The 22,358-nt window shown below is 63.2% G+C and carries 20 protein-coding genes, 1 tRNA gene and 4 pseudogenes; 7 read left to right on the plus strand and 18 right to left on the minus strand.

The window, feature by feature from the left end; translation table 11 throughout:
* Positions 1–575 precede the first annotated feature (575 nt).
* The 13 genes and pseudogenes from ACFQJB_RS07770 to ACFQJB_RS07830 all read right to left on the minus strand — a co-directional run bounded on the left by ACFQJB_RS07770 (position 576) and on the right by ACFQJB_RS07830 (position 10,491).
* The gene (locus ACFQJB_RS07770; protein ID WP_379725848.1) at positions 576–1,388 is read right to left on the minus strand and encodes a nitrilase-related carbon-nitrogen hydrolase; all 813 of its coding nucleotides are present in this window, start codon (positions 1,386–1,388) and stop codon (positions 576–578) included.
* A gap of 2 nt (positions 1,389–1,390) precedes the next feature.
* Entirely contained in the window at positions 1,391–1,810 is a 420-nt protein-coding gene (locus tag ACFQJB_RS07775; protein ID WP_379725851.1) for an SRPBCC family protein, read from the minus strand.
* A 53-nt stretch (positions 1,811–1,863) separates the two neighbouring features.
* Positions 1,864–2,088: a DUF7123 family protein gene (locus ACFQJB_RS07780; protein WP_120083382.1), complete on the minus strand. Its 225-nt coding sequence runs from the start codon at positions 2,086–2,088 to the stop codon at positions 1,864–1,866.
* Between the two features lie 63 nt (positions 2,089–2,151).
* Entirely contained in the window at positions 2,152–2,337 is a 186-nt protein-coding gene (locus ACFQJB_RS07785) for a DUF7525 family protein (RefSeq protein ID WP_120102380.1), read from the minus strand.
* Between the two features lie 75 nt (positions 2,338–2,412).
* Positions 2,413–3,440 (minus strand): annotated as a pseudogene (locus ACFQJB_RS07790) (PhoU domain-containing protein).
* Between the two features lie 8 nt (positions 3,441–3,448).
* Positions 3,449–4,654, minus strand: a complete 1,206-nt coding sequence (locus ACFQJB_RS07795; protein ID WP_379725856.1) for an ATP-NAD kinase family protein — start codon at positions 4,652–4,654, stop codon at positions 3,449–3,451.
* Positions 4,655–4,863: 209 nt separating this feature from the next.
* Complete coding sequence (locus tag ACFQJB_RS07800; RefSeq protein WP_379725859.1) at positions 4,864–5,574, minus strand: competence/damage-inducible protein A; 711 nt, start codon at positions 5,572–5,574, stop codon at positions 4,864–4,866.
* Complete coding sequence (locus ACFQJB_RS07805; protein ID WP_379725862.1) at positions 5,571–6,320, minus strand: DUF5803 family protein; 750 nt, start codon at positions 6,318–6,320, stop codon at positions 5,571–5,573. Before ACFQJB_RS07805 ends, ACFQJB_RS07800 begins: the two co-directional genes overlap by 4 nt.
* 1 nt (position 6,321) lies before the next feature.
* Positions 6,322–6,992 (minus strand): annotated as a pseudogene (locus ACFQJB_RS07810) (DUF2110 family protein).
* On the minus strand, positions 6,993–7,526 hold the full coding sequence (locus tag ACFQJB_RS07815) for a transcription factor (protein ID WP_379725865.1): 534 nt from the start codon (positions 7,524–7,526) through the stop codon (positions 6,993–6,995).
* Between the two features lie 64 nt (positions 7,527–7,590).
* On the minus strand, positions 7,591–8,166 hold the full coding sequence (locus ACFQJB_RS07820) for a tRNA (cytidine(56)-2'-O)-methyltransferase (RefSeq protein WP_379725868.1): 576 nt from the start codon (positions 8,164–8,166) through the stop codon (positions 7,591–7,593).
* A gap of 51 nt (positions 8,167–8,217) precedes the next feature.
* Positions 8,218–10,020 (minus strand): o-succinylbenzoate--CoA ligase, encoded by a 1,803-nt coding sequence (gene menE, locus ACFQJB_RS07825; RefSeq protein WP_379725871.1) that lies wholly within the window; start codon positions 10,018–10,020, stop codon positions 8,218–8,220.
* A gap of 39 nt (positions 10,021–10,059) precedes the next feature.
* Positions 10,060–10,491 carry a universal stress protein gene (locus ACFQJB_RS07830; RefSeq protein ID WP_379725874.1) on the minus strand — a complete coding sequence of 144 codons (432 nt, stop codon included), beginning with the start codon at positions 10,489–10,491 and terminating at the stop codon, positions 10,060–10,062.
* Between the two features lie 132 nt (positions 10,492–10,623).
* Here ACFQJB_RS07830 and ACFQJB_RS07835 point away from each other — a divergent pair.
* Positions 10,624–12,091, plus strand: a pseudogene (locus ACFQJB_RS07835) (DUF402 domain-containing protein).
* Positions 12,092–12,126: 35 nt separating this feature from the next.
* On the opposite strand, the pseudogene ACFQJB_RS07840 reads toward ACFQJB_RS07835, so the two are convergent.
* From ACFQJB_RS07840 to ACFQJB_RS07855, 4 genes and pseudogenes are all read right to left on the minus strand, one after another.
* Positions 12,127–12,452 (minus strand): annotated as a pseudogene (locus ACFQJB_RS07840) (NifU family protein).
* A gap of 83 nt (positions 12,453–12,535) precedes the next feature.
* A complete protein-coding gene (locus tag ACFQJB_RS07845) occupies positions 12,536–13,504 on the minus strand; it encodes an ROK family protein (protein ID WP_379725877.1) in 969 nt (322 codons plus the stop codon).
* An 86-nt stretch (positions 13,505–13,590) separates the two neighbouring features.
* Entirely contained in the window at positions 13,591–13,974 is a 384-nt protein-coding gene (locus ACFQJB_RS07850) for a DUF5611 family protein (RefSeq protein WP_120102348.1), read from the minus strand.
* Between the two features lie 108 nt (positions 13,975–14,082).
* Positions 14,083–14,922: an NAD+ synthase gene (locus tag ACFQJB_RS07855; protein WP_379725880.1), complete on the minus strand. Its 840-nt coding sequence runs from the start codon at positions 14,920–14,922 to the stop codon at positions 14,083–14,085.
* 212 nt (positions 14,923–15,134) lie between these two features.
* On the opposite strand from ACFQJB_RS07855, the gene ACFQJB_RS07860 reads away from it, so the two are divergent.
* Together ACFQJB_RS07860 and ACFQJB_RS07865 are read left to right on the plus strand one after the other, a co-directional pair.
* Positions 15,135–15,204 (plus strand) — tRNA-Gly (locus ACFQJB_RS07860).
* A gap of 255 nt (positions 15,205–15,459) precedes the next feature.
* Positions 15,460–17,832, plus strand: a complete 2,373-nt coding sequence (locus tag ACFQJB_RS07865; protein WP_379725882.1) for a sensor histidine kinase — start codon at positions 15,460–15,462, stop codon at positions 17,830–17,832.
* A 26-nt stretch (positions 17,833–17,858) separates the two neighbouring features.
* On the opposite strand, the gene ACFQJB_RS07870 is transcribed toward ACFQJB_RS07865, so the two are convergent.
* Complete coding sequence (locus ACFQJB_RS07870) at positions 17,859–19,433, minus strand: hypothetical protein (RefSeq protein WP_379725885.1); 1,575 nt, start codon at positions 19,431–19,433, stop codon at positions 17,859–17,861.
* Between ACFQJB_RS07870 and ACFQJB_RS07875 the strand changes: the two genes are divergently transcribed.
* The 4 genes from ACFQJB_RS07875 (at position 19,419) to ACFQJB_RS07890 (ending at position 22,342) form a co-directional block, all read left to right on the plus strand.
* Positions 19,419–19,568: a hypothetical protein gene (locus tag ACFQJB_RS07875; RefSeq protein WP_379725888.1), complete on the plus strand. Its 150-nt coding sequence runs from the start codon at positions 19,419–19,421 to the stop codon at positions 19,566–19,568. The genes ACFQJB_RS07870 and ACFQJB_RS07875 overlap by 15 nt on opposite strands.
* Positions 19,569–19,820: 252 nt before the next feature.
* Positions 19,821–20,477, plus strand: a complete 657-nt coding sequence (locus ACFQJB_RS07880; protein WP_379725891.1) for a hypothetical protein — start codon at positions 19,821–19,823, stop codon at positions 20,475–20,477.
* 3 nt (positions 20,478–20,480) lie between these two features.
* Positions 20,481–21,638 (plus strand): ATP-binding protein, encoded by a 1,158-nt coding sequence (locus ACFQJB_RS07885; RefSeq protein ID WP_379725893.1) that lies wholly within the window; start codon positions 20,481–20,483, stop codon positions 21,636–21,638.
* A complete protein-coding gene (locus ACFQJB_RS07890) occupies positions 21,635–22,342 on the plus strand; it encodes a hypothetical protein (protein WP_379725896.1) in 708 nt (235 codons plus the stop codon). Before ACFQJB_RS07885 ends, ACFQJB_RS07890 begins: the two co-directional genes overlap by 4 nt.
* Positions 22,343–22,358: the final 16 nt, after the last annotated feature.

The following is a 22,358-nucleotide window of genomic DNA, read 5'->3' on the forward strand; positions in this document are numbered from 1 at the left end:
ACATCCATCACCCGGTGGAGAGTGACCGTCACAGCGACAGCCACTGGCAGTGTGGGAGTGACCAACCACGATACGCCGGGCGGAGCACACTGTTGGCTCACAGCCCAGCGTCCCGCCTCAACCGCCGTTGGCTGTCACCTCCGATATTAACATTACCTTAATTAACGGGCTGGAATGTATATATACTGCACGGTGCCCGGCAATAGCCTGATATTTGCTACATAAAAATCAATTTTCGCTGATATTGTGTGATACTCTTGGGGTATGGCGGCGTGTTGTTGGCAACTGTATAGCTCCATAGCGCCATAGAAGAGTCGACACGTGTCTCGTTGGAAACTCACTGACTGCAACAAGGCGAGGAGCGCGGCGGATGATCCGATCGAGGACGCCCCCGATCCCCGGAGTGGATCGTGCCGCGTGGCGGCCGACGGGCGTGGCGGCGAGTTGTGTGTGCCGACAGTGACGAGAAAAGCGTCAATACGTCGGCAGAGAAACGTATGTCAGTGCGGCGTATAAACCCACCGTCCGCGTCGTCTCGGCGTACAGCCAGGCCCCCAGATGCACGACGTGAGTCCCTACCGGCGGTCATCGAGCGCCGGGAAAGCGGATCGAACTCGGTCGACGACCGCGGGCTCGACGGTCGCGGTGAGCGTCGTCGGCTCGTCGCCAGCGGCGGCCCGGGCCGTCCCCCACGGATCGTAGATCGTCGAGCGGCCACAGAGCGTTGCATCCGCCGCGGGGAACGAGCCCGAGCCGTTGACCGCGATCACGTAGCTGAGGTTTTCGATCGCACGGGCCCGACCCAACGTTTCCCAGTGTTCGATCCGCGGATAGGGCCACGCACTCGGGACGACCAGACAGTCGACACCGCGGTCAAGCAGCCGGCGGTACAGCGACGGAAACCGGAGGTCATAGCAGGTCGTTGTGCCGATCGTCAACCCCTCGAAGTCGACGACTGACAGCGAGTCACCGGGCACCAACAGCTCGGATTCCGCGGATTCGTAGCCGAAGAGATGGTGTTTTCGGTAGATGCCGCGCCGCGTGCCGTCGCGGTCAAAGAAGACTGACGTGTTGGCGTACCCCTCCGTCGCCGGCACGTCGTAGCCGGCGGCCGCGCTATCGGCAAGCGATTCGACGACGCTACCCGCAACAAGCCCAATATCGTTGTCGGCGGCCACATCGGCAAGGCGGTCGAACAGTGGGTCGTCAAGCCCGGCGGCGTGGGTCGGATAGGCGTCGAAAGCAAAGAAGCCGACGTAGAACTGTTCAGGCAGGACAGCGAGATCTGCACCCGCTGCTGCGGCATCGGCGACCGCCTCATGGGCGCGGTCAAGATTTGCCTCGACGGCCTCGGGTTCGATGTCGAGTTGGATTGCAGCGACCTGCATCGTCAGTCGATATCCGCCCGGAGAGCGGCCTCAAGATTGTCGAGTTCGGCATCGAGGTTGCGCTTGAAGAATCGCTCGACGCCGGGGAGTTGGCCGTCGACGACAAACTCATTGTGGAGTTGACAGCCGTCCTCGGTGTCGGTGATCGTGTGTTCGCCGGTCACCCGGAGTGCACGTGAACGACCTTCAAATTTCACTCTGGTCGGCGGCTCGCGGATCAACTCCTCTGTTTCGACGGTGACCGTCGAGTTGAGCAAGGGGATCGGCAGTCGAACCTGCCACGTCGCGCGGCTGTCGTCGTGGATGGTGAAGGTGTCGACGACGCTGATCGCGCCGGCGCGTTGCTCGGGATCGGCGATAAACGCCCAGATCTGCTCGCCGGGAACGTCGAACTCGAAGGTCCGTGAGACACGGACAGTCATTATAGAGTAGTGGGATGGCGGGGTAAAAAGGGCGCGGAAGCGGCGGTCGATCGTTACTCAGGGGTGACACGCCACGTCGTCGAGCGGGCACGACTCCATTTTTCGATATCAACATCGTCGGATTTCTCGGCGAGCTGCGGCAGGCGGACACCAACCTGCTTCGAGGAGAGGCCGATCGCCTCGGCGATGGTCTTCGCCCGGAAATATCGCTCACCGCGGGCGACGCTGTCACGGAGATAGGCGACGATCCGTTGTTCCTCCTCGGTATACTGTGTCATCTACGATAGCTGGGGACTGACCGGCTTAATGATTACGTCGGCTCGCTCGAATCGGGCGGGGGCTCAGGCGTCGTACAGTTGGAGTGCGGCCACCGAGAGCCCGGCGGCGATGACAGCCGCCGCAAAGCCCCAGGCCTTCGTGAGTTGGGTGCCGCCAGCAAACATGAGTCCGGCACCAAGCACCGCAACCGTCCCGCAGGCGATCGCAACGCCGAGTCCTTTGTCGGTCGTCGTTCCGTGAGTAGCCATACGAGCGTGTTCCCTGCCGGATGGCTTAGTTCATTCGAACGCCGGAACAGGCCAACAGCGGCGTCGGTGACCGCCTCAGGTGATATCGACGTGTTCTGACTCCTCGTTGAGCGCGAGGTTCGCGGCGATCTCGGCGTTTCGCATCGCGTACTCGGCGGTATGCTGGAGACTGACGAGTACCTCTCGGATCTGGAGCAGTTCCTCGTTTGGCATCTCTTCGAGATCGTTGAGGATCTCCTGTTCGCGATCAGATATCTCACCGAAGAGGTGTCGACACCGGATCGTCAGATCGTAGTCGCGTTCGACGACCGAGCGGACAGCCATCGCGGTCAACTCATCGATCTGGTCGGTGAACTCCCGGATCCGGCGGATCGTCGAGCTGTCGACATCCGGCAGCTCGTCGGCTGAGGCGACGATCTCGGCGATATCCTCGGCGTTGTCGGCGGTGAGTTCGAGATTTTTCGCCACCGATCGGTAACCGATCAGCGGGAAGCTCGAATCAAGACCGACCGCCCGACAGAGGTTCGGGTTCTGGTAGGCGGTGAAGATGAGTCGGAGCAGGAGGACGAAGATCTTGTTGGCCTGTCGCTCGCGGTTGAGCGCGCGCTCGGCGAGATCGCGGTTGCCGTGGGCCAACGCCTTGACAGCCTCCCCGCGCATGGTGCTGCCGGTGTTTTCGAGTCGCTCCAAGAGGTTATCCAGGGTGAAATCCTCGGGGTCAGCCGAACACCGGATCGCAATGCGTTCGGGGTCTCCTCGATGACGCCCAGCCCCATCAGCTGCGTTTCGGCCTGATAGACCGCGTTGATGTGTTCGGAATCGAGGGCGTCAGATTCCATCTGCACGTGGATCACCCGCCGGCCCAGCACGTACTGGGCGACGATCGCTCGTTCGACGGAGCCGGCATCGAGATTGTCGGCGTGGATCACCGCCTCGCTTTCGCCGGTGCTGGCGGACTCCGGGAGCACGGTGAGGGTTCCCTTCCCACCCATCCGGATCGAGACCTCATCGCCTTTCTCGACGTAATGTTCCTTCGTCCACTCCGCCGGCAGCGTCATCGCTAGCGTTGAGGGCCCTAACCGCTGTACCTTCCGTGTTTCCATACCCTTCCTCAGGGTGGCGACATCTTAATTGTATGCATACACAGTGTATTGAACAACAAATGTTGAACTGATATGCTGACCACAGCACATATTAATATGTGGTTGTGTACCACGCTGACGATTCGAAGCATGCGTGTTTCGAATCGGCCGACGCGAACCTCCCGCCAGCCGCGAAGTTCAGCGTCAAGTTCCGGATCGTCGGTGTCGACACGCAACACCCGCAAATCATCGAGTTTTGCCCGCGAGGCGACGATCGCAACACTCGCCTGTCGGATGACCGCCGGTGAGAGTTGGGGATTCCCGCGCCCGAAAACGAACCCCTGTCCGCCGATCGGCGAGACGATGATGGTATTGGTTTCGCCGAGGGACTCCAGGATCTCGGCTTCACTCGCGTCGGCTGCGATCACCTGTCCGTCTCGCCAGACATCAACCCCAAGCGGTGAGCCCTCGAAGCCGAGGGCCGTTTTGATCGCCCCAAGCGTCGACCCGGGGCCAAGCACGTAGGTTGTCTCGGGGTCAACGCTGCTGGCGATCCCTTCGGCAAGGGCCGCAACCGTTCCGCCACCGCGCTGTTTGGCCGACTGGAGGCCATCGGCGACCGGCACTGTCGCGATCGCTCGGATTTCGGGGCTGACCTCGCCGGCCCGGTAGTCATCCTCGTCGATATCCATGACCTCCCGCTGTTCAGTCCGATCGAATTCGGCGACGATATCGGCGGCCGCCTCGGGAGAGACCGCAAACACCGAGGAGTAGACCTTGACGCCGGCGGGTACACCGAGCATCGGAATTTCGGTGTCGGCCAGCCCCTCGGCGACGTCAACCGCCGTCCCGTCGCCGCCGACGAAGACCACGAGATCAACCCCGTGATCGACGAAGGCGGCGACGCTGCTGGCGGTGTCGCTGGCGGTTGTGGTGGGCACGTCGTCGTTGTCGCCATTGGTCGCCGTCTCACTGTCACCGACAGCCGGTTCGCACACAATCGTTGGCTCAAATCCAGCGGCCCGCGCTTCGGCTGCCCCCATCGGCTTGCCGGCGGTAACGAGATCAATATCGACGTTGCGATCAGCCAGCCGCGTCAGTGCCCGACGGGCACGCGCCGGCGAGCGGGGTTCAGCACCGCGGGCGACAGCATCAGCGACCTTCCCGTCGGTTCCTTTCAGGCCGACCCGCCCGCCCATACCGGCGATCGGATTAACGAGGAACCCAAGGCGCATACCAACCGGACGGCGGGCGCGGTAAAAAGTGGCCTGCACCGACGCGAAGACTCAAAGAATTAAGCCGGTCGGCACGCTACCGGCGAGTAATGACCCCACTGGAGACCGCGCCGCTGCCGATCTTCGAGACGGCCGCCGTCGTGTTGGTTGCGAGTATCGCCTTGACCCTCGGCTGGCTGGCGCATCTTTTCCGGTCGTAGCCGCCCGGGCTACGGTTCCTCGCTGGTGTCGCTGTCGGCGACGGTCACCTGCTGGCCAAACCAGTCAGCCGCCGCCGTGACAGCCTCGGGGTCGCCGCCGCGGAACTTGACGCGAACGTGCTCACCCGGATAGCTGCCGACATCGACAGCGAACCGCTGTTGTACCGTCTCAAGCCGGTCGAGCAGCGCGCTTTCGGGTTCGTCGACGACGACCACCTCAGTGTAGATCGGCTCGCCGCTGAACTCCGCGGCGATATGCCCAAACATCGCTTTCATCTCTGTGGGCACCCCTGGGAGCACGTAGATCGACTCGATGACCGCACCGGGGGCGACACCGGCTTCGTTGGGTAACATTCGCGCGCCAGCCGGCAGATCGGTGGTGCCTGCATCGAGTTCGTCGGCACTGTAGCCGCCCTCGCTGGTGAGCCACGCTGCCGCTTCGGGATGGTGTTCAAGATCGCGGCCAACCGCCGCGGCGACCGCTTCCATCGTGCGATCGTCGTGAGTCGGCCCCAGCCCGCCGGTGACGATGACCGCGTCGGCGGCGGCCCGGTACTCGTTGACGACGGCGGCGATCACCTCGATCTGATCGGGAACGGTCGTGATTCGGGTGACAGTACAGCCGCGATCAGTCAACTCCGAGGCCAGCCACGTGCTGTTCGTATCGACGGTCTCGCCGGCCAGCAGTTCATCGCCGACCGTGACGATGGCGACGTTCATTGCTCGTCCTCGTCGTCAAGCCCCATCTCGACGCGTGTCTCGTGTAACCGGTCGATCTGCCGGCGGTAGTAGTAGAGCCCACCGACGGCGATCGCCGAGAGGATCCCGATGATAGCGCCGAAGATAGTGAGATCGTTGTTCTGGTAGTACTGCACGAGGATCGAACTCGACTCAACGTTCTCCCAGGTTACGTGGACGCGGTTGTCAACCCGTTCGGTCGTCGCCCCCGCGGGGACGGTGTTGCTAAAGAGGAAGAAGTCCATCCGGCTGCCCTCCGGGAGCACAACCTCGTAGGAGCCCTCGATGTAGACGGGCAGCGTCAGCCGGCGAGGCGTCGCTCCCGCGGTAAACGCGAGGCGGCCGTCGGCGGGGGTGGTCACGTACACCTCATCCGGCGTCTGGTCGATCTCACCGCGAGCCCGAAGTTCGGTGCCGGAGATGACGGTGCCGTTCGCATAGCGGAACCGGACGGCCGAGATATCGAGAGGCCCCTCTTGGCCGATGCTGGTCGGTTGATACAGCCGGAGTCGCTGGCCGGCCGAGACGTTGTAGACGGCTTGGAGTTCCGAGCCGGTATCGAGTGTCAGGCTGGCGTTGCGATCGGTCTCCCAGTCGTAGGCGTCAGCCGGTTCGGCGTCGAGGACATCGTCGCTGATCTCCCCGCCATCGGTAACGTAATCGAGACAGCCGGCCGTGAGCGTGAGAATGAGCACCACGAGGACGGCGAGGCCGAGGCGTCGATTCATGTTAGTCGTCGCCGATCACAGCCCGAAGTTCCGCCGGGAGGTAGTCACCGATCGCCGCCAGCAGCCCTGGCGGATCGGTGCCCTCACCGCAGATGATTGACTGTTCGAGTAAGCCGAGGCGTTCGACAGTGACGATATCTTGCGCGTGGCCGGCGCGGTTGACGGTTGCCCGTACCTCACCGCGGGTCGCGCTGTTGACGTTGACGCGACCGGGGCCGCGCGGCCACTCGTAGAGGCGGTCGCGTTCATCGTCGGCGAGCCGCGAGGGATCGCCGTAGACGAATTCCATTGGGAGATGTTGAACCAGACCGAACCGCTCGCGGATCTGAGTGGGAGTTCCCTGACCGAGGCCAAGTTCGCTGGCCGGGATCCGGATTTGCTCGCCGGCGTCGAGGGTGATCCCATCGTCGTCCCAGGATTCGAGCGTGCCGGTGTAGGTTTCGCCGACCTCGAAGTGGTCGGTGATCTCACCCACTCCGCCCGCAAGGCGTTGCGGGCGGCGGTCGCGTCGTCGCCGGTGACCGTCACCGTGACGAACTCGTCGCTGCGGACGCCGATCTCGTAATCGACATGCAGGTCGCCGACAGTGTTGTCGAGCAGTGAGCCGAGGCTCTTCAGGGCTCGCTGGCGGGCGTCGCCCTCGACGTAGCATTTGGTAGCTAAGACGACCATTTAGTCGGCGTCCGCGTGGATCTCGACGTTCAGTTCCTCACGGAGGGCCGCGCCGCGTTCCTCCATCGCCTCGACAAGCGCGTCGTTGTCCATCGATTCAAGCGGGGAGGCACACTCCGGACACTGGAACCCCTGATCCATCGCCTCACCGAACTCAAAGCGGATCGAACAGACCTCACAGAGGTAGAACTCGTGGGTGCGCTCGTACTCCTCGCGTTCCTCGATTGCGGTCAGGAGGCGTTCCATCTCCTCTTCGAGGTTTTCGGGGATGTTGTCGTAGTGGAAAGTCCACAGATAGGTGAGCCAACCGGAGTCCTCATCGCGGACGCGGCGGTAGGAGGCAAGGTCGTTCTCGTAGAGAATAAACAGCGCGCGGCGCACGTCGTTGAGTTCGAGATCGAGTTCCTCGGCGAGCTCCTCGTCGGTCACCTCACCCTCCGGCGGCGCGGCGGCGACCGGCATCCCTTCCGGGCCGACCAGCTCGTGGAGGTATTTTTGGATGACTGGATCGTTCAGTAACTCCTCAAAAGCCATTGAGGAATAATCGGCGGTGAACTCGGTTAAAAGCTCCGACTATCGAAGCCCGCCGGGATCGCGGCTACGAGTCGCCGTCGGTGTCGGTCGCGTCAGGAGCCACGTCGTCGTCAGAAACGACCGTTTTGCCCGTCGCTTTCGGGATCACCGTGCGCTCGGCATCGGCCCACTCGGCGTCTAACTCTCGGCCCTCGAAGAACCGATCCAAAAACACCGCCAGCCCGGCGACCTCTGAGTGGGGCTGATTGGTCACCCCAACGTTCCAGTCGGCGTGTTCATAGAGATCGAAGGGGACTTTCTCGCCGCCGACAACGACGAGCAACGGGTCGGTGTCGACAGCCGCTCGGATCTCACCCTCGACATCCTGGATCGGCAGCCCGTACATCGTGAGATGAACAATCGGGCCATCCCAATTGCGGACGACCGCCGCCTGGCTGTCGGTTTGCTCGATCTCAAAGGGGCCACCGAAGCGGTCGGTGATGTCGGCGACGGTTTCGGCTCCCTGGGTGGCGTTGTCGGGGAAGATCACGCGATCCGCACCGAGGGCGCGGGCAGTCAACCCGACGTGTGTCGTCATCCGGTCGTCGCGGCCGGGGCGGTGGCCATACCGGAGCACGACGACCTCCTGTGAACCCTGCATGTCCCACCGCAGTCGGTGACCGCGGGTGTGGGTTTCGGTTTCTGCTGGCGGTTACTCGCCGTCGCTGTTGTCAGTAGCATCGTCGTCGACATCGGGTGCGGCGTCGTCGTCGTCGGCATCAACGACAGCATCGTCGTCGACAGCGGCCGAAACGTCGTCCGCGACATCGGATTCGGCATCGGGGATCGGCTCGGTGTCAGTTGGTGTCGTGGTCGGCTTCTCGGCTGGCGACATCGGCGACGGCGGTCGGCGGCCGGCGACCCCTGGCTCGCCATCGGCATCATCGTCGACAGCGGCCGCATCTACTGACTCGATCGCGGGTTCCGTCTCATCCGCGCCGTCGTCACCGGGGTCGGCTTCGGCCGCGACAGACTCATTTTCGATGGCTGCAGTCACGGCCTCACGAACAGCCGGTCGGTCGACCGATCCCGAGGCGGTTCGGGGAAGTTCGTCGGCAAAGACGATCGTTTTCGGGCATTTGAATCCCGCAAGGTGCTCCCGGCAGTGGCTGTCGACGGCCTCGGCGGACAGGTCGTCGTCAGTGGATACGACAAATGCAGTCACGCGTTCACCCCACTGCTCGTCGGGAACCCCGACGACCGCCGCCGCCTCGATCGCAGCGTGGTCGGTGAGCACAGCGACGATCGCACCGGGATCGATCGTTTCGCCGCCGCTGGTGATCCGGTCGTCGATCCGGTTGACGATGAACAGTGAGCCGTCCTCGGTTCGGTAGCCGATATCGCCGGTGCGGAGCCCATACGGGCAGAATGCCTCGCCATCCTCGCCGTAGTAGCCGGGGGTCACTGTCGGCCCGCTAACAACGAGTTCGCCCGACTCGCCGGGCGCAACCGGTTCGTCGTCGTCACCGAGTACCGTCACCTCCGTCCACAACAGCGGGCGGCCAACAGTCCCCGGTCGGTCGAAGGCGTCGGTTGGCCGAGCGGTCGCTACCTGGGAGGCGGTTTCGGTCATCCCGTAGGTCGGATGCACCGGCACCGAGTAGTTCTCACACCGCTGCAACAGCGCGTCATCGGCCGGCGCGCCGCCAAGGAGGACGACCCGCAGGGAATCCGAGAGCGTCCCACGGCGATCCAACATTTGCTTGAGCATTGTCGGAACCAACGACACCACCGTCACGTCGTAGCGATCGAGATCGTCGGCCGCCTGCCCGGGATCGAAGTCGGAGCGAACCACGACGGCCGTCCCGTACAGCGTCGACCGGAAGATCGGGGCGATCCCGCCGACGTGATACAGCGACAGCGTCAGCAGCCAGCGATCGGCCGGGTCGACGCCGAGCCGGAACGCCGAGGCGATCGCACTCGAAAGCAGATTCCCCATGGTTAACACGACCGGCTTTGGTCGACCGGTCGAACCGGAGGTAAAAACGATTAGCTGTGGCTCCTCGCGTTCCCACTCGACGGGCTCGATCGCCGCGGGCTCGACATCCTTGAACGATTTGACGGCCGCCCACTGTGGCTCATCGACCGAGGCGATCGGCACCTCCTCAACCGCCTCAACGGCAACCGGTTCGGTGTCGATATCACAGACGACGAGCGTGAGCTCCAGTTGGTCGATTTGGGCGGCAAGCTCCTCGGCTGTCAACCGGTGGTTCAGCGGAACGAGTGTGACGCCAAGTCGCTGAGCCGCATGGAGGAGACAGACGCCAAGAAAGGTGCGCGGCAGCAGGGTACCGACCTGGTCGCCGGCGTCGACCCCGAGGTTGGCCAGTCGGCCGGCGGTTTCGTCGACAGCGGCGTCAAGGCCGCTGTATGACCACCGGGTGTCGCTGTCGGCGTCGATCAGCGCGAGCTCATCGGGGGTTGCCGCCGCGCGGTGGGAGAGCCAGTCACGCATCACTGATCACCGATCGGCTAGCGGGGAACAGCCGCATCCTCAGGACTCCGCGGCTCGCACGGTCAACACCGGACAGGGCGCGGCGCGGACAACACGTTCGGTGACACTGCCAAGCAGGAAGCGATCGAGGCCGGTTCGACCGTGGGTGCCCATGACGATGAGATCCGCATCGACAGCCTCGGCGTAGTCGGTGATCTGCTCGTGTGGCGAGCCGACCGAGACCTCGGTGACGGCCTCAACACCGGCATCGGCAGCGGTCTCGGCGATGGTCTCAGTGGCCTCTCCAGCGCGGGTTTCCAGGCTGTCGAGTACCTGCTCGGAGCTCACATCGAGTGAGGCGTACGCCGAGCTGTCGACGACCGAGAGCGCGTGTAGCGTCGCCCCGGAGTTGGCGGCGAGGTCGACGGCGTGATCGACAGCCGCGCCCGCGGGCTCGCTGCCATCGGTCGGAACAAGGATCGTGTCATACATACCTCGGTGTTCGCCACGCCGGGACATAATAACTTGGCCGTGGTGTCGCCCCGCGAGAACCGGGCAGGAACCAACAACATTTCAAACGCCGTCACGACCTACAACCCAGTATGCACACGTCCGGAGGCAGCGATGAGTGAGTCGACCGGAGACGACCGACGCGTCCGGATTCGCGGGATCTACACGACCGCACTGACGAAGCTGGCGCTCGATGCCGGCTGGACGGTCGTCGACGCCTCAGCACCGATCGAACGCCGGTTCGACGCCGACTTCGAGAGCGGCGGTCACGATGTCGCCATCGAGACAACAGCCGACCGACAGGGCGTCGGCGTTGCCGGCGCGCCCGCGGCGGTTGAGCCGCTAACGAGCCGCCTCGCCGACATCGGGATCGACACCTGCTGGTGGCGCGATCCAACCCCGGTTGGCGCGGTCGTCGATGGGCAGGTCACCGACACCACGGGCCGCGGGGCAATCGTCGACCTTGGTTCGACCGAGGGCTATCTCCCCTTTGCGGCGGTCGAAAACCACATCGACACCGGCGATATGGTTCGGGTGCAGGTTCGTGAGTCGACACCGCCGTGGGGAGACAGTCGCCGCCAACTTGGCGGCGGGATTCGGGTCTCGACTGATCTCGTGACCCTGCTTCCTGAGGACGGCTCACCGACCGTCGACAGCCATGACGACGCTGCCGCCCGCGAACTCCTCGGGATGGCCGAGTTGCTGGAGATCGACGCGCCCGAGGGCTGGCGGATTCAGTGGCAGCACGCCGCGACCGAGGCGTCGATGGACGAGCTACGGGCGGCACTGGAGACGGCGACCACACAGGCGGAGACTGTCGCCGAGGAAGCTGGCTGACGACACTGGTGGCGATGCTGGAGGTGCAGATGGAAATGCTACACCGCAGGAAGTGTTCAGCCAGCGAGCCGGCACGTGGTGTTGGTTCGGCCGTGAGTCACGGTTCGCCCTCGATGGCATTCGCCGCGAGGTGACCGACACGATGGCCGGCCACCACCGGATCAAAGCCGGCAGCGACGGCGCGAGCGCGGCGGTCGACTTCGTCGAATCGCTCTGTTCGACGGCCGACCTCGGCGACACTGACGCCGAATTTCCCTTTGGAGTCGTCGCCGACAACTTCGGGCCAGCCGTCGGCGACGAGATCGACATCAACCACGGCAAGCCCGACGGCCGGCTGTTCAGCCTCGGCTCTGGCACTGTGACCGAACGGGACGCCGACTCGATCACGCTCGTCCGCGAACTCTCCGGTGGCGGCCGCTACGATGGGCTGGACGTGCCGCGATCCGACGGCGACACCGCGACGACAACGTTCCAGGAGGGCCGGTGGTGGTATCCGACCGTCTACCGCGACCGCGACGACGACCTCATCGGCACCTATGTCAACGTCTGTACGCCGCTGGAATGTTTTCCGGACGGCGTTCGCTACATCGACCTCCATGTCGACGTGTTGAAATACCCCGATGGCACCGTCGAGCGCGTCGACGACGACGAACTCGACGGGGCTGTCGACGCGGGGGAGATTAGCGAGGAACTGGCTGAGAAAGCGAGAGCCGTTGCGACCGCGTTGGAAACATCGCTGTCGTAGCTATCTGGAGGTGTTGCTGGCGACCCGCAGAGGACTCAGAAGTGGCCGGCCGACTCGTTGGAGTACTGCACGTCGCCGCCGCGGCCGCCTTCGACCGTGTCGGCACCGGTGTCGCCGGTGGAGGGGACTTTGACCTGCACATCCTCGATTTCCTCGAACTCCATATACATATCGCGCTTGATGTTTTGGGCGGTGACATTCGAGATGCCACAGCCAGAGCAGGTGCCGCCGAGTTCGACGACGACCTGGCCGGTCTCGGGGTCGGCCTCTCGAACCATGCTTGTCCCCCATGCATCTGGATGATCGGCATCTGTTTGACCATCCAGGTTTCAACGCGGGATTTGAGGCTCTCGTCGGACATAGCTCCGTCTATGGGCTCAATGTATGGGTAAGTTGCGGTTCCAGCAGTTCCAACACCGGCGAATAATCGTGAACGACTCCGGCTCAGAGCTTCGAGCGGTCGCCTGTCCCGCCGGTGAGCGCGCTGGCGACCGCGCCCTTGACGACGACATCGTCGCCGAGATCGGTGAGATTAACTTCGGGAATATTCGTCATCACCATCTCATCGAGGCGGTCGCGGATGGGATCTAACACCAACTCGGGGTTGTTGAGCGCGACCGCGCCGCCGACGTTGATCACGAGCGGGGCATAGGCGTGGATGATATTGGCGACGCCCATCGCGTTCCAGTGCCCGAGTTGGTCGATAACGTGATCGGCAAACTCGTCCTCGCCAGCGTGATCAAAGAGCTCAGCCGCGGAAAAATCAGGGTCATCCAGCGGGAGGGCGGTCTCGATCGGATCCTCAGCGTGGAGGCGCTCGGCATAGCGAGGGATGTTGTTGCCTGAGCAGTAGGCTTCCCAGTGGCCGTCGTGGCCACAGCCACAGGTCATGAATCCCTGCGGGTCGAGTGTCATGTGGCCGACCTCGCCGGCGTTGCCGTCCCAGCCGGCGATGACAGTGCCGTCGACACAGACGCCCGCACCGATCCCCGAGGAGATGGTGAGATACACCATATCGTCGGGGTTGCGCTCGCTGTGGAATCGCTCGCCGATGACACCCGCGATCGTGTCATTGTGAAGATACACGTCGTCGGTCGCCAACAGCTTTGATATCGGACCGGTGAGCGGAATACGGTCGATCCGATCCGGGAGGTTTGCCGGGTTTTCGACGACGCCCGCGGCGAGATCCAGCGGCCCGATCGAGCCGATCCCGCAGGCGGTCGCGGTGCCGGGTGTGACGCCGGCTTGCCCGCAGGCCTCCCGGATCAACTCCAGAATCGCCTCGGTGACCGCGATGCCTGTTGGCCCGCGCGGCGTTTCGGCCATGGCACTCCCAAGGATAGTCGCCGAGCCGTCGGCGACAACAGCCCGGATATTCGTCGCCCCGAGGTCGACACCCACGTAGACGGCCATCACCTGACCTCGGGGAGCGACCGCACTTAATTAGGGTGTTTTTACTCTGTGCGGGTCGGTCGCTGCCGCGGCACATCAAAGCGCGATCAGTAGTCAGGGGCGTCGTCTTCGACCTCTCGTTTCAGCGACTCACGCCGGGATTTCGCGTCACGGCCCGTCGCCTCAAGCAGGAACTCGTTTTTCAGCGAGACGGCCTCCTCAGCGGCGTCGGCCTCACCGGCGGCAATGACCTCCTCGGCCGGTCGCTCCTCGAAGTGGACAGCGATCTTGTCCTTCTTGCTGCTGTATTCGGCGGCCCCCGCGAGAATACGCTCGAAGACGGCGTTGTCTGGCTCCTCGACGACGTACAGTTCGTGGCCATTGTGCTCTTCGGTGCCGGCGACGGTGCCGAAGTACGATTCGATCGTTGCCTTGAGGTCGGGGATGCGATCATCGAGATGCTCCCCGCGGCGCATCTTGTACTCCTTCATTGCCCGCCGATTAGCAAGGGGATGGTTTACCGCTTTCGTCGTCGCTATCTACCAGCACGTTGGGACGTTCGGTGCGTGAGCAGTCGTCATGGGGCGCCAACAGCGTGATTACTCCCCAAGCGGATCGGGGGCCGGCGGCATGGAACGCTTGTGTTTGCTGCCTTCGACGAGCGATTTGACACGCCGGATCTGGTCGTGATCGACGCCGTCGAGTGCGCGGAGCGTCGCCGCCGTCGACAGCGGGCCATCGATGTGGAGTGCGAGAATTGCGTCCACGGTATCGTAATCGAGCCCGAGTTCCTCCTCATCGGTCTGGCCGTCCCACATACCGGCGGTTGGCGTCTGCGCGACGAGATCAGCGGGGACACCCAGGGAGTCAGCAAGCTGTCGCACCTGTTGTTTGTAGAGCCCGCCGATCGGATTACAGTCGACGGCCTGGTCGCCGTACTTCGTGAAGTAGCCGGTCATCGCCTCCGCGCGGTTGCCGGTGCCGAGGACAACCCGATCGTTGGCGTTGGCGACAAAATAGTTGAGTACGGCTCGCGTGCGAACGTAGACGTTGCCCATCGCCATCCGATCCTCGGTCGCGGTCGGCACAGCCTCAAAGACCTGCTCGGCGATCGGTTGGATCTCGATGACATCGTATTCGATACCCAACTCCTCGGCGACGCGCTCGGCGTCGCTCATGTTGTCTGGGTCGTTGACCTCGCTGGGCATGACGAGTCCATGGAGGCCATCAGTTCCGAGTGCTTCGACCGCGAGGTAGGCGGTCGTCGTCGAGTCGATCCCACCTGAGAGGCCGAGGGTCGCACCCTCGGCGTTGGCGTCGTCGACGGTATCCTCGATAAACGAGGTGAGCGTCTCGCTGACGGTGTCGAGTTCGGATGCCGAAAACCGGAGGTCGAGCGGCGCGCTCTCGGACAAAACAGGGGCGGGAGTGGTAGACATATCAGACGTATTGGTCGGCATCGTCAAATAGGCTTGTACTACCCCCAGTTTGTGGACACGTGTGCTGCTGGCAATCGATTCCAGGAGAATTTCTGCCAAAGGCAACGCAGCGACCGCCGAGATTGCGTTATTCTACACGCCGCTCGAAGGCGATCACAGAAGCGGTGAAAGAAGAGATTTATGCGTCGTCGCACAGTAGCGATGGATCGAGCGCGCCGTTGGTCCAGTGGTAGGACAGAGCCTTCCCAAGGCTCTGCCCGGGTTCAATTCCCGGACGGCGCATGCTGTTGTGAGCGAAGCGAACGACGAAATCGGCACGGAATTGAACCCTGCCAGTCGCAACACCCGAGCACGGCGAGGGTGACCGTCTGGCTCCGGTTCAATTCCCGGACGGCGCATTGCTGTCGTGAGCGAGTTGAGACCGATGAGTGCGTAGTGCCGAGTGAGTCGGCATGACCAAGCGTTAAGATGTGGGGTTCGGATACACGACGTATGGACGCCGAGGGGAGATCCACCCCACCCGGCGCGTAACCCCGCATGGCTATCGAATCGTTGCTCCCCGAGTCAATCCGCTCGCGGTACGCGCTGAAACTGCTTGGCGGCGCGCTACTCATCGGCCTACTGATTACCGCGTTCAGTGCAACGACCGTCATCGACGTGACCGACAACGTCAGAGACGAGCAACTGTACTCGATGGAGACGAACGCGGAACTAGAGGCCAACGCCCTCGCCCAGTGGATCGAGGGCAACCAACAGACGATTCGAGCCCTCTCAAGTCACCGGGGACTCGACCCGGCGGCACCCGAGGAGACGGCGGCCGTCCTGGCGCGTGAACGCGAGGCGTTGTCGGCGGAGGTGGCAACGCTGTCGGTGGTCGAACGCAGTCCAGCGACGTTTTCGGAAGGCACCGACGAACAGATCCTTGCCAGCACGGAGCCGACCTATGTCGGCCGATCGCTGTCTGTGACCGATGTCAACTGGAAGCCGACGGTCGGCTTCAATTTCGACAGCACTGATGACGTGATCCTTTCGTGGGTGTACACCAACGAAGATGATGCGGCACTCGTCGCTGTTGCATCGCCAACACCCGACGGCGACCACGTCCTTGTCGGCGAGTACCGAACCGACATACAGGCCGAATCGTTTACCAGCGTCATCGATGGAACCAAAACGCAGGTGCTGGGTGGCTTTACCGCCTTTGTCCTGTTTGACGAAAACGAGACGAACGTTATCACCCCCTACGAGGGCGACCGCGCGAATACGACGATCGGGAACCGCATCCTCGATACCGACCCCGGTGCCGAATTAAACGGCTCTGTACTAACCGAAAACAGCGTTAAAGGCTACCACAGTGTCCCCGGCGAGGCTGTCGATTGGGTCGTTGTCAAGGAAGCCCCACGGCAGAACGCGCTTGCGGTCAGCGAGTCGATCCGTGGCGATCTGACGACGCTCGTCGGCATCACCCTGCTTGGATTTCTGCTGATCGGCGTGGTGATCCAACGCGGCCCGATCCGCTCGATCCAGCGGCTGGCGAGGCAGGCCGACGCCATCGCCGACGGGGAGTTGGCTGTCGAGATCGAAGACGAGGGCCGCGAGGATGAGATCGGCGACCTCCGGACAGCATTCCGCAACACGAAAGCCTACATCGAGACGATCGCCAGCCAAGCCGACGCCCTCTCTCGGCAGGCGTTCGACGACGACGCCTTCGAGGCGGCGATCCCCGGCCGGATCGGGACAGCGATGGCCGACATGCGCGGCGATCTCCGGCGGTTTATCAACGAACTGGAGACCGAACGCCAGCGGTACTCCACGCTGGTCGAACAGAGCAAAGACGGGATCGCGGTCGTCCACGGCGAATCACTCGTCTTCGTCAACGATCGATTGGCCGACATCACCGGCTACAGCCGCGAAGAGTTGGTTGGCATGTCGTATGCCAATCTCGTTGTCGAGGAGGATCTCGCTGGGGCCCACGAGCAGGCCCAGCGCGTGCTTACCGATGCAAACCCGGCCGATCAGTACGTCCACGATATCGAAACGAAGACCGGCCAGCGACGCCGCATCGAAGCCACCGGCTCAAAGATCATCCACGACGGCGAACCGGCAGTGTTGATCAACGCTCGCGACATCACCGAGCGACAGCGTCGTGAGCAACGGCTGACGGTGTTTAACCGACTGCTCCGGCATAACTTCCGGAACCGGCTTGATGTGATCAAGGGCCACGCCGAGCGGCTGGCCGACCACACCGAGGGCGACCACGCCGAGGCGGTGTTGACCGCAGCCGATCGGCTGGCGACCCTCGGAAGTCGCGCCCGACGAATCGATCAGTTGGTGGCACGCGATCCCAATCCGACCACCGTTGATGTGGTCGCCGTCATCAACGAGTTGCTTGAGAGTGTAGACACGGAAGAGAATGAGACCACCATCGAAACTACGCTGCCAGCCACCGCGGAGCTCCGAACAGACGCCGAAACGCTCCGAACGACGCTGGTGAGTCCGCTGGAAAACGCGGTCAAGTACGCCGATTCGACGGTTCAGGTGTCGGTCACATCGACGCCGGCGGGGTGTCGTGTCGTCATCAGCGACGACGGCCCGGGGATCCCGGCGGCAGAACTCGACTCGCTTGCGGCCGGCACCGAAACCGACCTCCAGCACGGTCGGGGGCTGGGACTGTGGCAGCTCAAATGGGGTGTCGACGCGCTCAACGGCGACCTTGCCTTCGAGACCGACGCCGGAACAACCGTGCGGATCGAGCTACCGGCACTCGGCGACAACAGCGACGAGCGTGGCGCGGACGCTGACAGCGACAACAACGGGATCGACGACAGCGACCCAGCTGATGGAGTCGATGACGACAGCACGGACAGCAACAACGACACCGAAAACAACGACGACACTGACAGCGAAGCGTAGTCGTTCGACGGAGGTTACGCTGACCGCTACCGGAACTCGAAGGCAACGCCGTCCTCGTCGATCGAGAACACTTCGCCCTCGTCGTCGGCTTCCAAGCGGGAGAAGGCCTGTCTGACGACGTGGCGGTCATACCCCGTTTCCTCGGTGGCAGCAGTAAGCAGAAGCGTTTCTCGGCCAAGTCCCTCCAAGTACTGGGCCCGGAGAGTGTCAACGCAGTCGGCGACAGCGTCTGCCTGCACCGCGCGCTCAAAGAGGTCGGCGTTTTCGCTGACGACAGAATCGGTCGAATCGTAGATGAGGTCGCCGCGCTGGAGATCGATCAGGCAGACGCTCACGTGCGGGCCGTAATGTGTTCGGCTGAGATCATCGTCCTGCACGTGGCTAATAACACGATCTGTCCAGCCGGTTGGCGAGGCGATCCCAAGCAGCGACGGGGCTGCGCGGTCGGCCGCCTCATCGACCGTCTCACCGACGATGGCGACGAGGTCATCGACGCCGGCCGGGGTTGCATCGACGCCTTCGCTGGCGTGCTGGGTGAGGTGGGAGTAGACCGTCGCCTCGATGACCATCCGCGTCTCGCTGGTGAGGCCGAAGTACTTCGAGTCGGTGATCGCATAGCGCGCCGTCGGGTTGACCGGATGGGCCGCCACGTCGCCACCGTTCGTATCGAGGAGGTCAGCCATGCGATCACGTTCGTTTCGGCGGCTACAACGACCCGCCCAGTAGTCATCAGGAACCGAAAACGACCCATCAGGCAAGTGGATCAGGTCTGCCTCCTGCATCGAGGTCTCGAAGCGGCCGAGATAATCCAACTCGAAAAGCCGGGCGGTCGCGGCGGTGACGGTGTCGCTGTCGGCGGCCGTAGCCGCAGGCCGGGTGTCAGTCGGCGATTTACCGGTGCTATCGGCTGATTGATCACTGGCGTCGGCAGCGAGGGCAGCAGCGCCTGCCCCGCCGGTGGCATCGGTCGAGCGACCGCCGGGTTCCGCGGGTTGCTCGACGTCGTCGAGTGCGAGGTCACCGCCAAGGGTGTCGAGGCCGTGGGTCTCAGCATAGAGGAAGATCGCCTGGCGAACACGCTCGCGACGTTCCTCATACCGGTCGAGCAGGCGGTCAATCACATCCTGTTGGACATCCGGGTTTTCCAGCAGGGCGTCGATGTTGGCGACCGTCGAGTCGGCGTACGTCTCCAGCAACTCGGTCACCTCCCCGTCTAATCGCTGGATACGCGCTTCGAGTTGCGATTCATCCAGCGTATCGAACCGTTTGAAGCGATCGAAGTCGACGACAGCCTGGAGCTCCGGCTCGATGAAGTCATCAGCGATCGATTCCGGCACCTCGCCCTCGGCGTAGAAGCTCGCCGCCAACAGCAACCGCGCGAGGCGGAGTTCGCCGCGCAGTCGATCCTCCTCGCTGCTGGTCAGAAACCCGTTGCACTCCTTGGTGAACTCCCAGCGGAGAGCCTCCTCGTCGCGTGTGATCGATTCATACCGGTCGAGTCTGGCAAGCTCCGGCATCCGCTGGAGGGCGGCGAGATCCTCGTTGAGGATGCGATCGGCGGCGTGAGTGAGCTCGGTGAGCCAGTCTTGACAGTCGGTCATACGAAAGCGGTAGGAGCGGCCGGCCGGACGACCGGCAGCCGCGAATGGAGGGTAGCTTGGGGCGTCCCCGCCGGCGGTGTCGCCGACGATCTCCCACGCGCCGCTGTCGATGGCGGCGACGACGGCCGTCCCTGAACCAACAGGGGAGTCGAGGGGAAGATCATGAGACGCCTGATAGTCTCATAAATGTATGTTTTCCTCACTAATAGGTTCACTGTTGGAGCGGCCCCTTCAGTTGCGGACGCCAGACGAGTTTAGTCCAGGTGTGCCATGAGCTGGCCATCGCGCTATCACGACGACTGAGATCCCGATATAGCAGCATGCGCGACCGCTAACCCCTTACCCATGGGCAAAAGGCATTATACCTCGAATCCATAGAGGAAGATAATGGACATTCGATCGTGGGTACAAGAGCGGTTCGGCACCGCCGACACGGCGACGCTACTCGATGAAAGCGTCTACAGTCGGACTGAGCTCCGGAAGGATAAGACGAAACTCGAACAGAGCCTCAGACAGATCGAATCCGAGATGGACAAACACGCCGAGCGGTATCAAAAGCTGCTCCAAAAGGGCGCGGAGGCCGATGAGTTCCGCCGCCAGCAGTACGCCCAAAAGGCCAAATTCGAGAAGAAAAAATACGAGGTCAAAAAGAAAAAACACAAAACTAACAGCATCAAGCTCGGCACCGTCATCTCCATCGAGGGGATGCGTGAGGTGTTGGCGATGCACAACGGCGACGGCGAGTCCTACGAACTCGATCACCTCTTCGATGACGAACTCAACGCCCAAGAACTCCAACGAGAAGTGATGGATCAGATGGCCGAATTCGGGCTTGAGATCGAGGATATGAAGCAGGTACAGGAGGCCCTCGATGTTGAGATCCTCGACCAGGATCTCGAAACCGGGGCCGACGAGGAGATAGAGCTCATGGAAGAGATGGCCGCCGGCGACATCAACCACGAACAGGTCGATATCGACGACACCGTCGAGGTCGAGCCGGATGACTTCGATGTCGACATCGAGGACAGCGAGCCAAGCCTCTAACCCATGTCGCTGAAGCGGAGTGCCCAGAAGAGCCACCTCGAATCCGAGTACGAGCGCTACCGGAGCCACGCCGAGGCCGCCCGCGAGGAGGGCCAGCCGTCAGCGGCCGCCCGCTACTACCGGCAGTGTGTCGGCGTGCTTGAGGATCTCGCTGACCTCGAAACCAACCCACGGCTGGCCACCGAGCGCAAGGAGTTGGCGGCCAATCTTGCAACCGCGGCCGAACGGCTCGAAAGCGACAAGCCGCTTGTCGACGAGGGTGGTGGCAGCACCGGTGGTTCGGCGGCCACGACGACAGCCACCGGCGACGGCACCACAGCCGACCAACGGGGCGATGTCGACGACACCGGCACCGATCCCGAAACGTTTCTCGAACCCCCACCGGAGATGGATTTCAGCGACGTTGGTGGGATGACCGACCTCAAGGAGACGCTGAAAGATCAGGTCATCGACCCGCTGCAACGGCCTGAGTTGTACGAGGAGTACGATCTCGGCGTCGTCAACGGCGTCCTCCTACACGGCCCGCCGGGCACCGGCAAGACATACATCACGGAGGCACTGGCCGGCGAGTTGGGGTACAACGTTGTCATCGCCCAAGCCTCAGATATCACCAGCTCGCTGGTCGGGGAGGCCGCCGACAACATGGCCGACCTGTTCGCGGTCGCCCGCGACAACCAGCCCTGTCTGCTCTTTCTCGATGAGATCGACGCCATCGCCGCCGAGCGCAGCGGATCGACAAACAAAACCATGAGCGAGAGCCAGATGATCACCCAGTTCCTCACCGAGATGTCTGAAACGAAAGGCGAGGATGTGGTGGTCGTTGGCGCAACAAACCTGCCGGAGGAACTCGACGGCGCGGCCTGGCGGCGGTTCGACGAGCGCATCGAGGTGCCACCGCCGGATGCGACGGCGCGGGCGGCGATCCTGCGGATTCATCTCCGGGATCGACCGGTCGTCACCGACGAGATCGATTGGGAGGAGATCAAAGCACAGACCGATGGCTACGTTGCCAGCGACCTCGAGATCATCGCCTCGACAGCCGCACGCAACGCCCTGAAAGAGGCCCGGGATGCCGACTCGGTCGTCCCGATCTCACAGGCCCACCTGACAGCCGCCATCGAGGCAACCGACCCGAGTTTGGACGCGTGGGATGGGGGATGAAGCGATACCTGTTGTCGGATCCGGCCAGCGAGGACGCAACCCCGACCCGCGTGCCGATCGACTCGCGGGTGGGGATCTACCGGCTCGGCGACGGCAGCAAGACGATCGTAGCCGAAACCGACGGTCAGCGCGTCGACCTCGGCGTCCGTGATGCAACCGTCTCACGAAAGACGGAGGGCCGACCCCCGGTTGAACTCTCGCCGATCTCACGCGGGATCAGCGTCCGCAACCACGGGAGCACGAATCCGGTCAGCCTCAGCACCAATCTCCGAACCCACACGCTGACGGCGGGTGACGCCGCCGCGATCACCGACGACTGTCGGCTGACAATCGGCATCAGTCTCACGCTGCAGGCTACTGTCGAGCGTGAGGGCTCTCAACGCAGTCCAGCAGCCGAGCAGGCCGCTGGCGTCAGCCCGGCCGCCCACGCCAGAACGCTAGCCAACGCGTTGCGAGCCGCCAGCACGGACTCGGTTGCCGAAAGCCGGAGCGTTATCGCCGAACTCCAGTCGTTTCTTGCCTCACACCCGCTGGACTCGTCGGACTACGAGGAGATTCACGCCCGTGTCGAACAGATCGAGCGACGCCTCGACAGCAAGGCGGGCGGCCTCCACCATACAGAGGAGTTAGATGAAGAATGGCAGTCGGAACTGTCCGCCCTCAGCGACCGGATCGAGGGGCTCTATGCCCGAGCGTCGGGCTGAACACTGTCGGAGTGCT

Source organism: Halonotius sp. GCM10025705 (assembly GCF_042662885.1).
Taxonomy (GTDB): Archaea; Halobacteriota; Halobacteria; order Halobacteriales; family Haloferacaceae; genus Halonotius; species Halonotius aquaticus.

Excerpts from the sequence above, each read along its gene's own strand:
- ACFQJB_RS07770 (WP_379725848.1), bottom strand. The coding sequence starts at position 1,388 with ATGCAGGTCGCTGCAATCCAACTCGACATCGAACCCGAGGCCGTCGAG.
- ACFQJB_RS07775 (WP_379725851.1), bottom strand. The coding sequence starts at position 1,810 with ATGACTGTCCGTGTCTCACGGACCTTCGAGTTCGACGTTCCCGGCGAG.
- ACFQJB_RS07780 (WP_120083382.1), bottom strand. The coding sequence starts at position 2,088 with ATGACACAGTATACCGAGGAGGAACAACGGATCGTCGCCTATCTCCGT.
- ACFQJB_RS07785 (WP_120102380.1), bottom strand. The coding sequence starts at position 2,337 with ATGGCTACTCACGGAACGACGACCGACAAAGGACTCGGCGTTGCGATC.
- ACFQJB_RS07795 (WP_379725856.1), bottom strand. The coding sequence starts at position 4,654 with ATGCGCCTTGGGTTCCTCGTTAATCCGATCGCCGGTATGGGCGGGCGG.
- ACFQJB_RS07800 (WP_379725859.1), bottom strand. The coding sequence starts at position 5,574 with ATGAACGTCGCCATCGTCACGGTCGGCGATGAACTGCTGGCCGGCGAG.
- ACFQJB_RS07805 (WP_379725862.1), bottom strand. The coding sequence starts at position 6,320 with ATGAATCGACGCCTCGGCCTCGCCGTCCTCGTGGTGCTCATTCTCACG.
- ACFQJB_RS07815 (WP_379725865.1), bottom strand. The coding sequence starts at position 7,526 with ATGGCTTTTGAGGAGTTACTGAACGATCCAGTCATCCAAAAATACCTC.
- ACFQJB_RS07820 (WP_379725868.1), bottom strand. The coding sequence starts at position 8,166 with ATGCAGGGTTCACAGGAGGTCGTCGTGCTCCGGTATGGCCACCGCCCC.
- menE (WP_379725871.1), bottom strand. The coding sequence starts at position 10,020 with ATGCGTGACTGGCTCTCCCACCGCGCGGCGGCAACCCCCGATGAGCTC.
- ACFQJB_RS07830 (WP_379725874.1), bottom strand. The coding sequence starts at position 10,491 with ATGTATGACACGATCCTTGTTCCGACCGATGGCAGCGAGCCCGCGGGC.
- ACFQJB_RS07845 (WP_379725877.1), bottom strand. The coding sequence starts at position 13,504 with ATGGCCGTCTACGTGGGTGTCGACCTCGGGGCGACGAATATCCGGGCT.
- ACFQJB_RS07850 (WP_120102348.1), bottom strand. The coding sequence starts at position 13,974 with ATGAAGGAGTACAAGATGCGCCGCGGGGAGCATCTCGATGATCGCATC.
- ACFQJB_RS07855 (WP_379725880.1), bottom strand. The coding sequence starts at position 14,922 with ATGTCTACCACTCCCGCCCCTGTTTTGTCCGAGAGCGCGCCGCTCGAC.
- ACFQJB_RS07865 (WP_379725882.1), top strand. The coding sequence starts at position 15,460 with ATGGCTATCGAATCGTTGCTCCCCGAGTCAATCCGCTCGCGGTACGCG.
- ACFQJB_RS07870 (WP_379725885.1), bottom strand. The coding sequence starts at position 19,433 with ATGACCGACTGTCAAGACTGGCTCACCGAGCTCACTCACGCCGCCGAT.
- ACFQJB_RS07880 (WP_379725891.1), top strand. The coding sequence starts at position 19,821 with ATGGACATTCGATCGTGGGTACAAGAGCGGTTCGGCACCGCCGACACG.
- ACFQJB_RS07885 (WP_379725893.1), top strand. The coding sequence starts at position 20,481 with ATGTCGCTGAAGCGGAGTGCCCAGAAGAGCCACCTCGAATCCGAGTAC.
- ACFQJB_RS07890 (WP_379725896.1), top strand. The coding sequence starts at position 21,635 with ATGAAGCGATACCTGTTGTCGGATCCGGCCAGCGAGGACGCAACCCCG.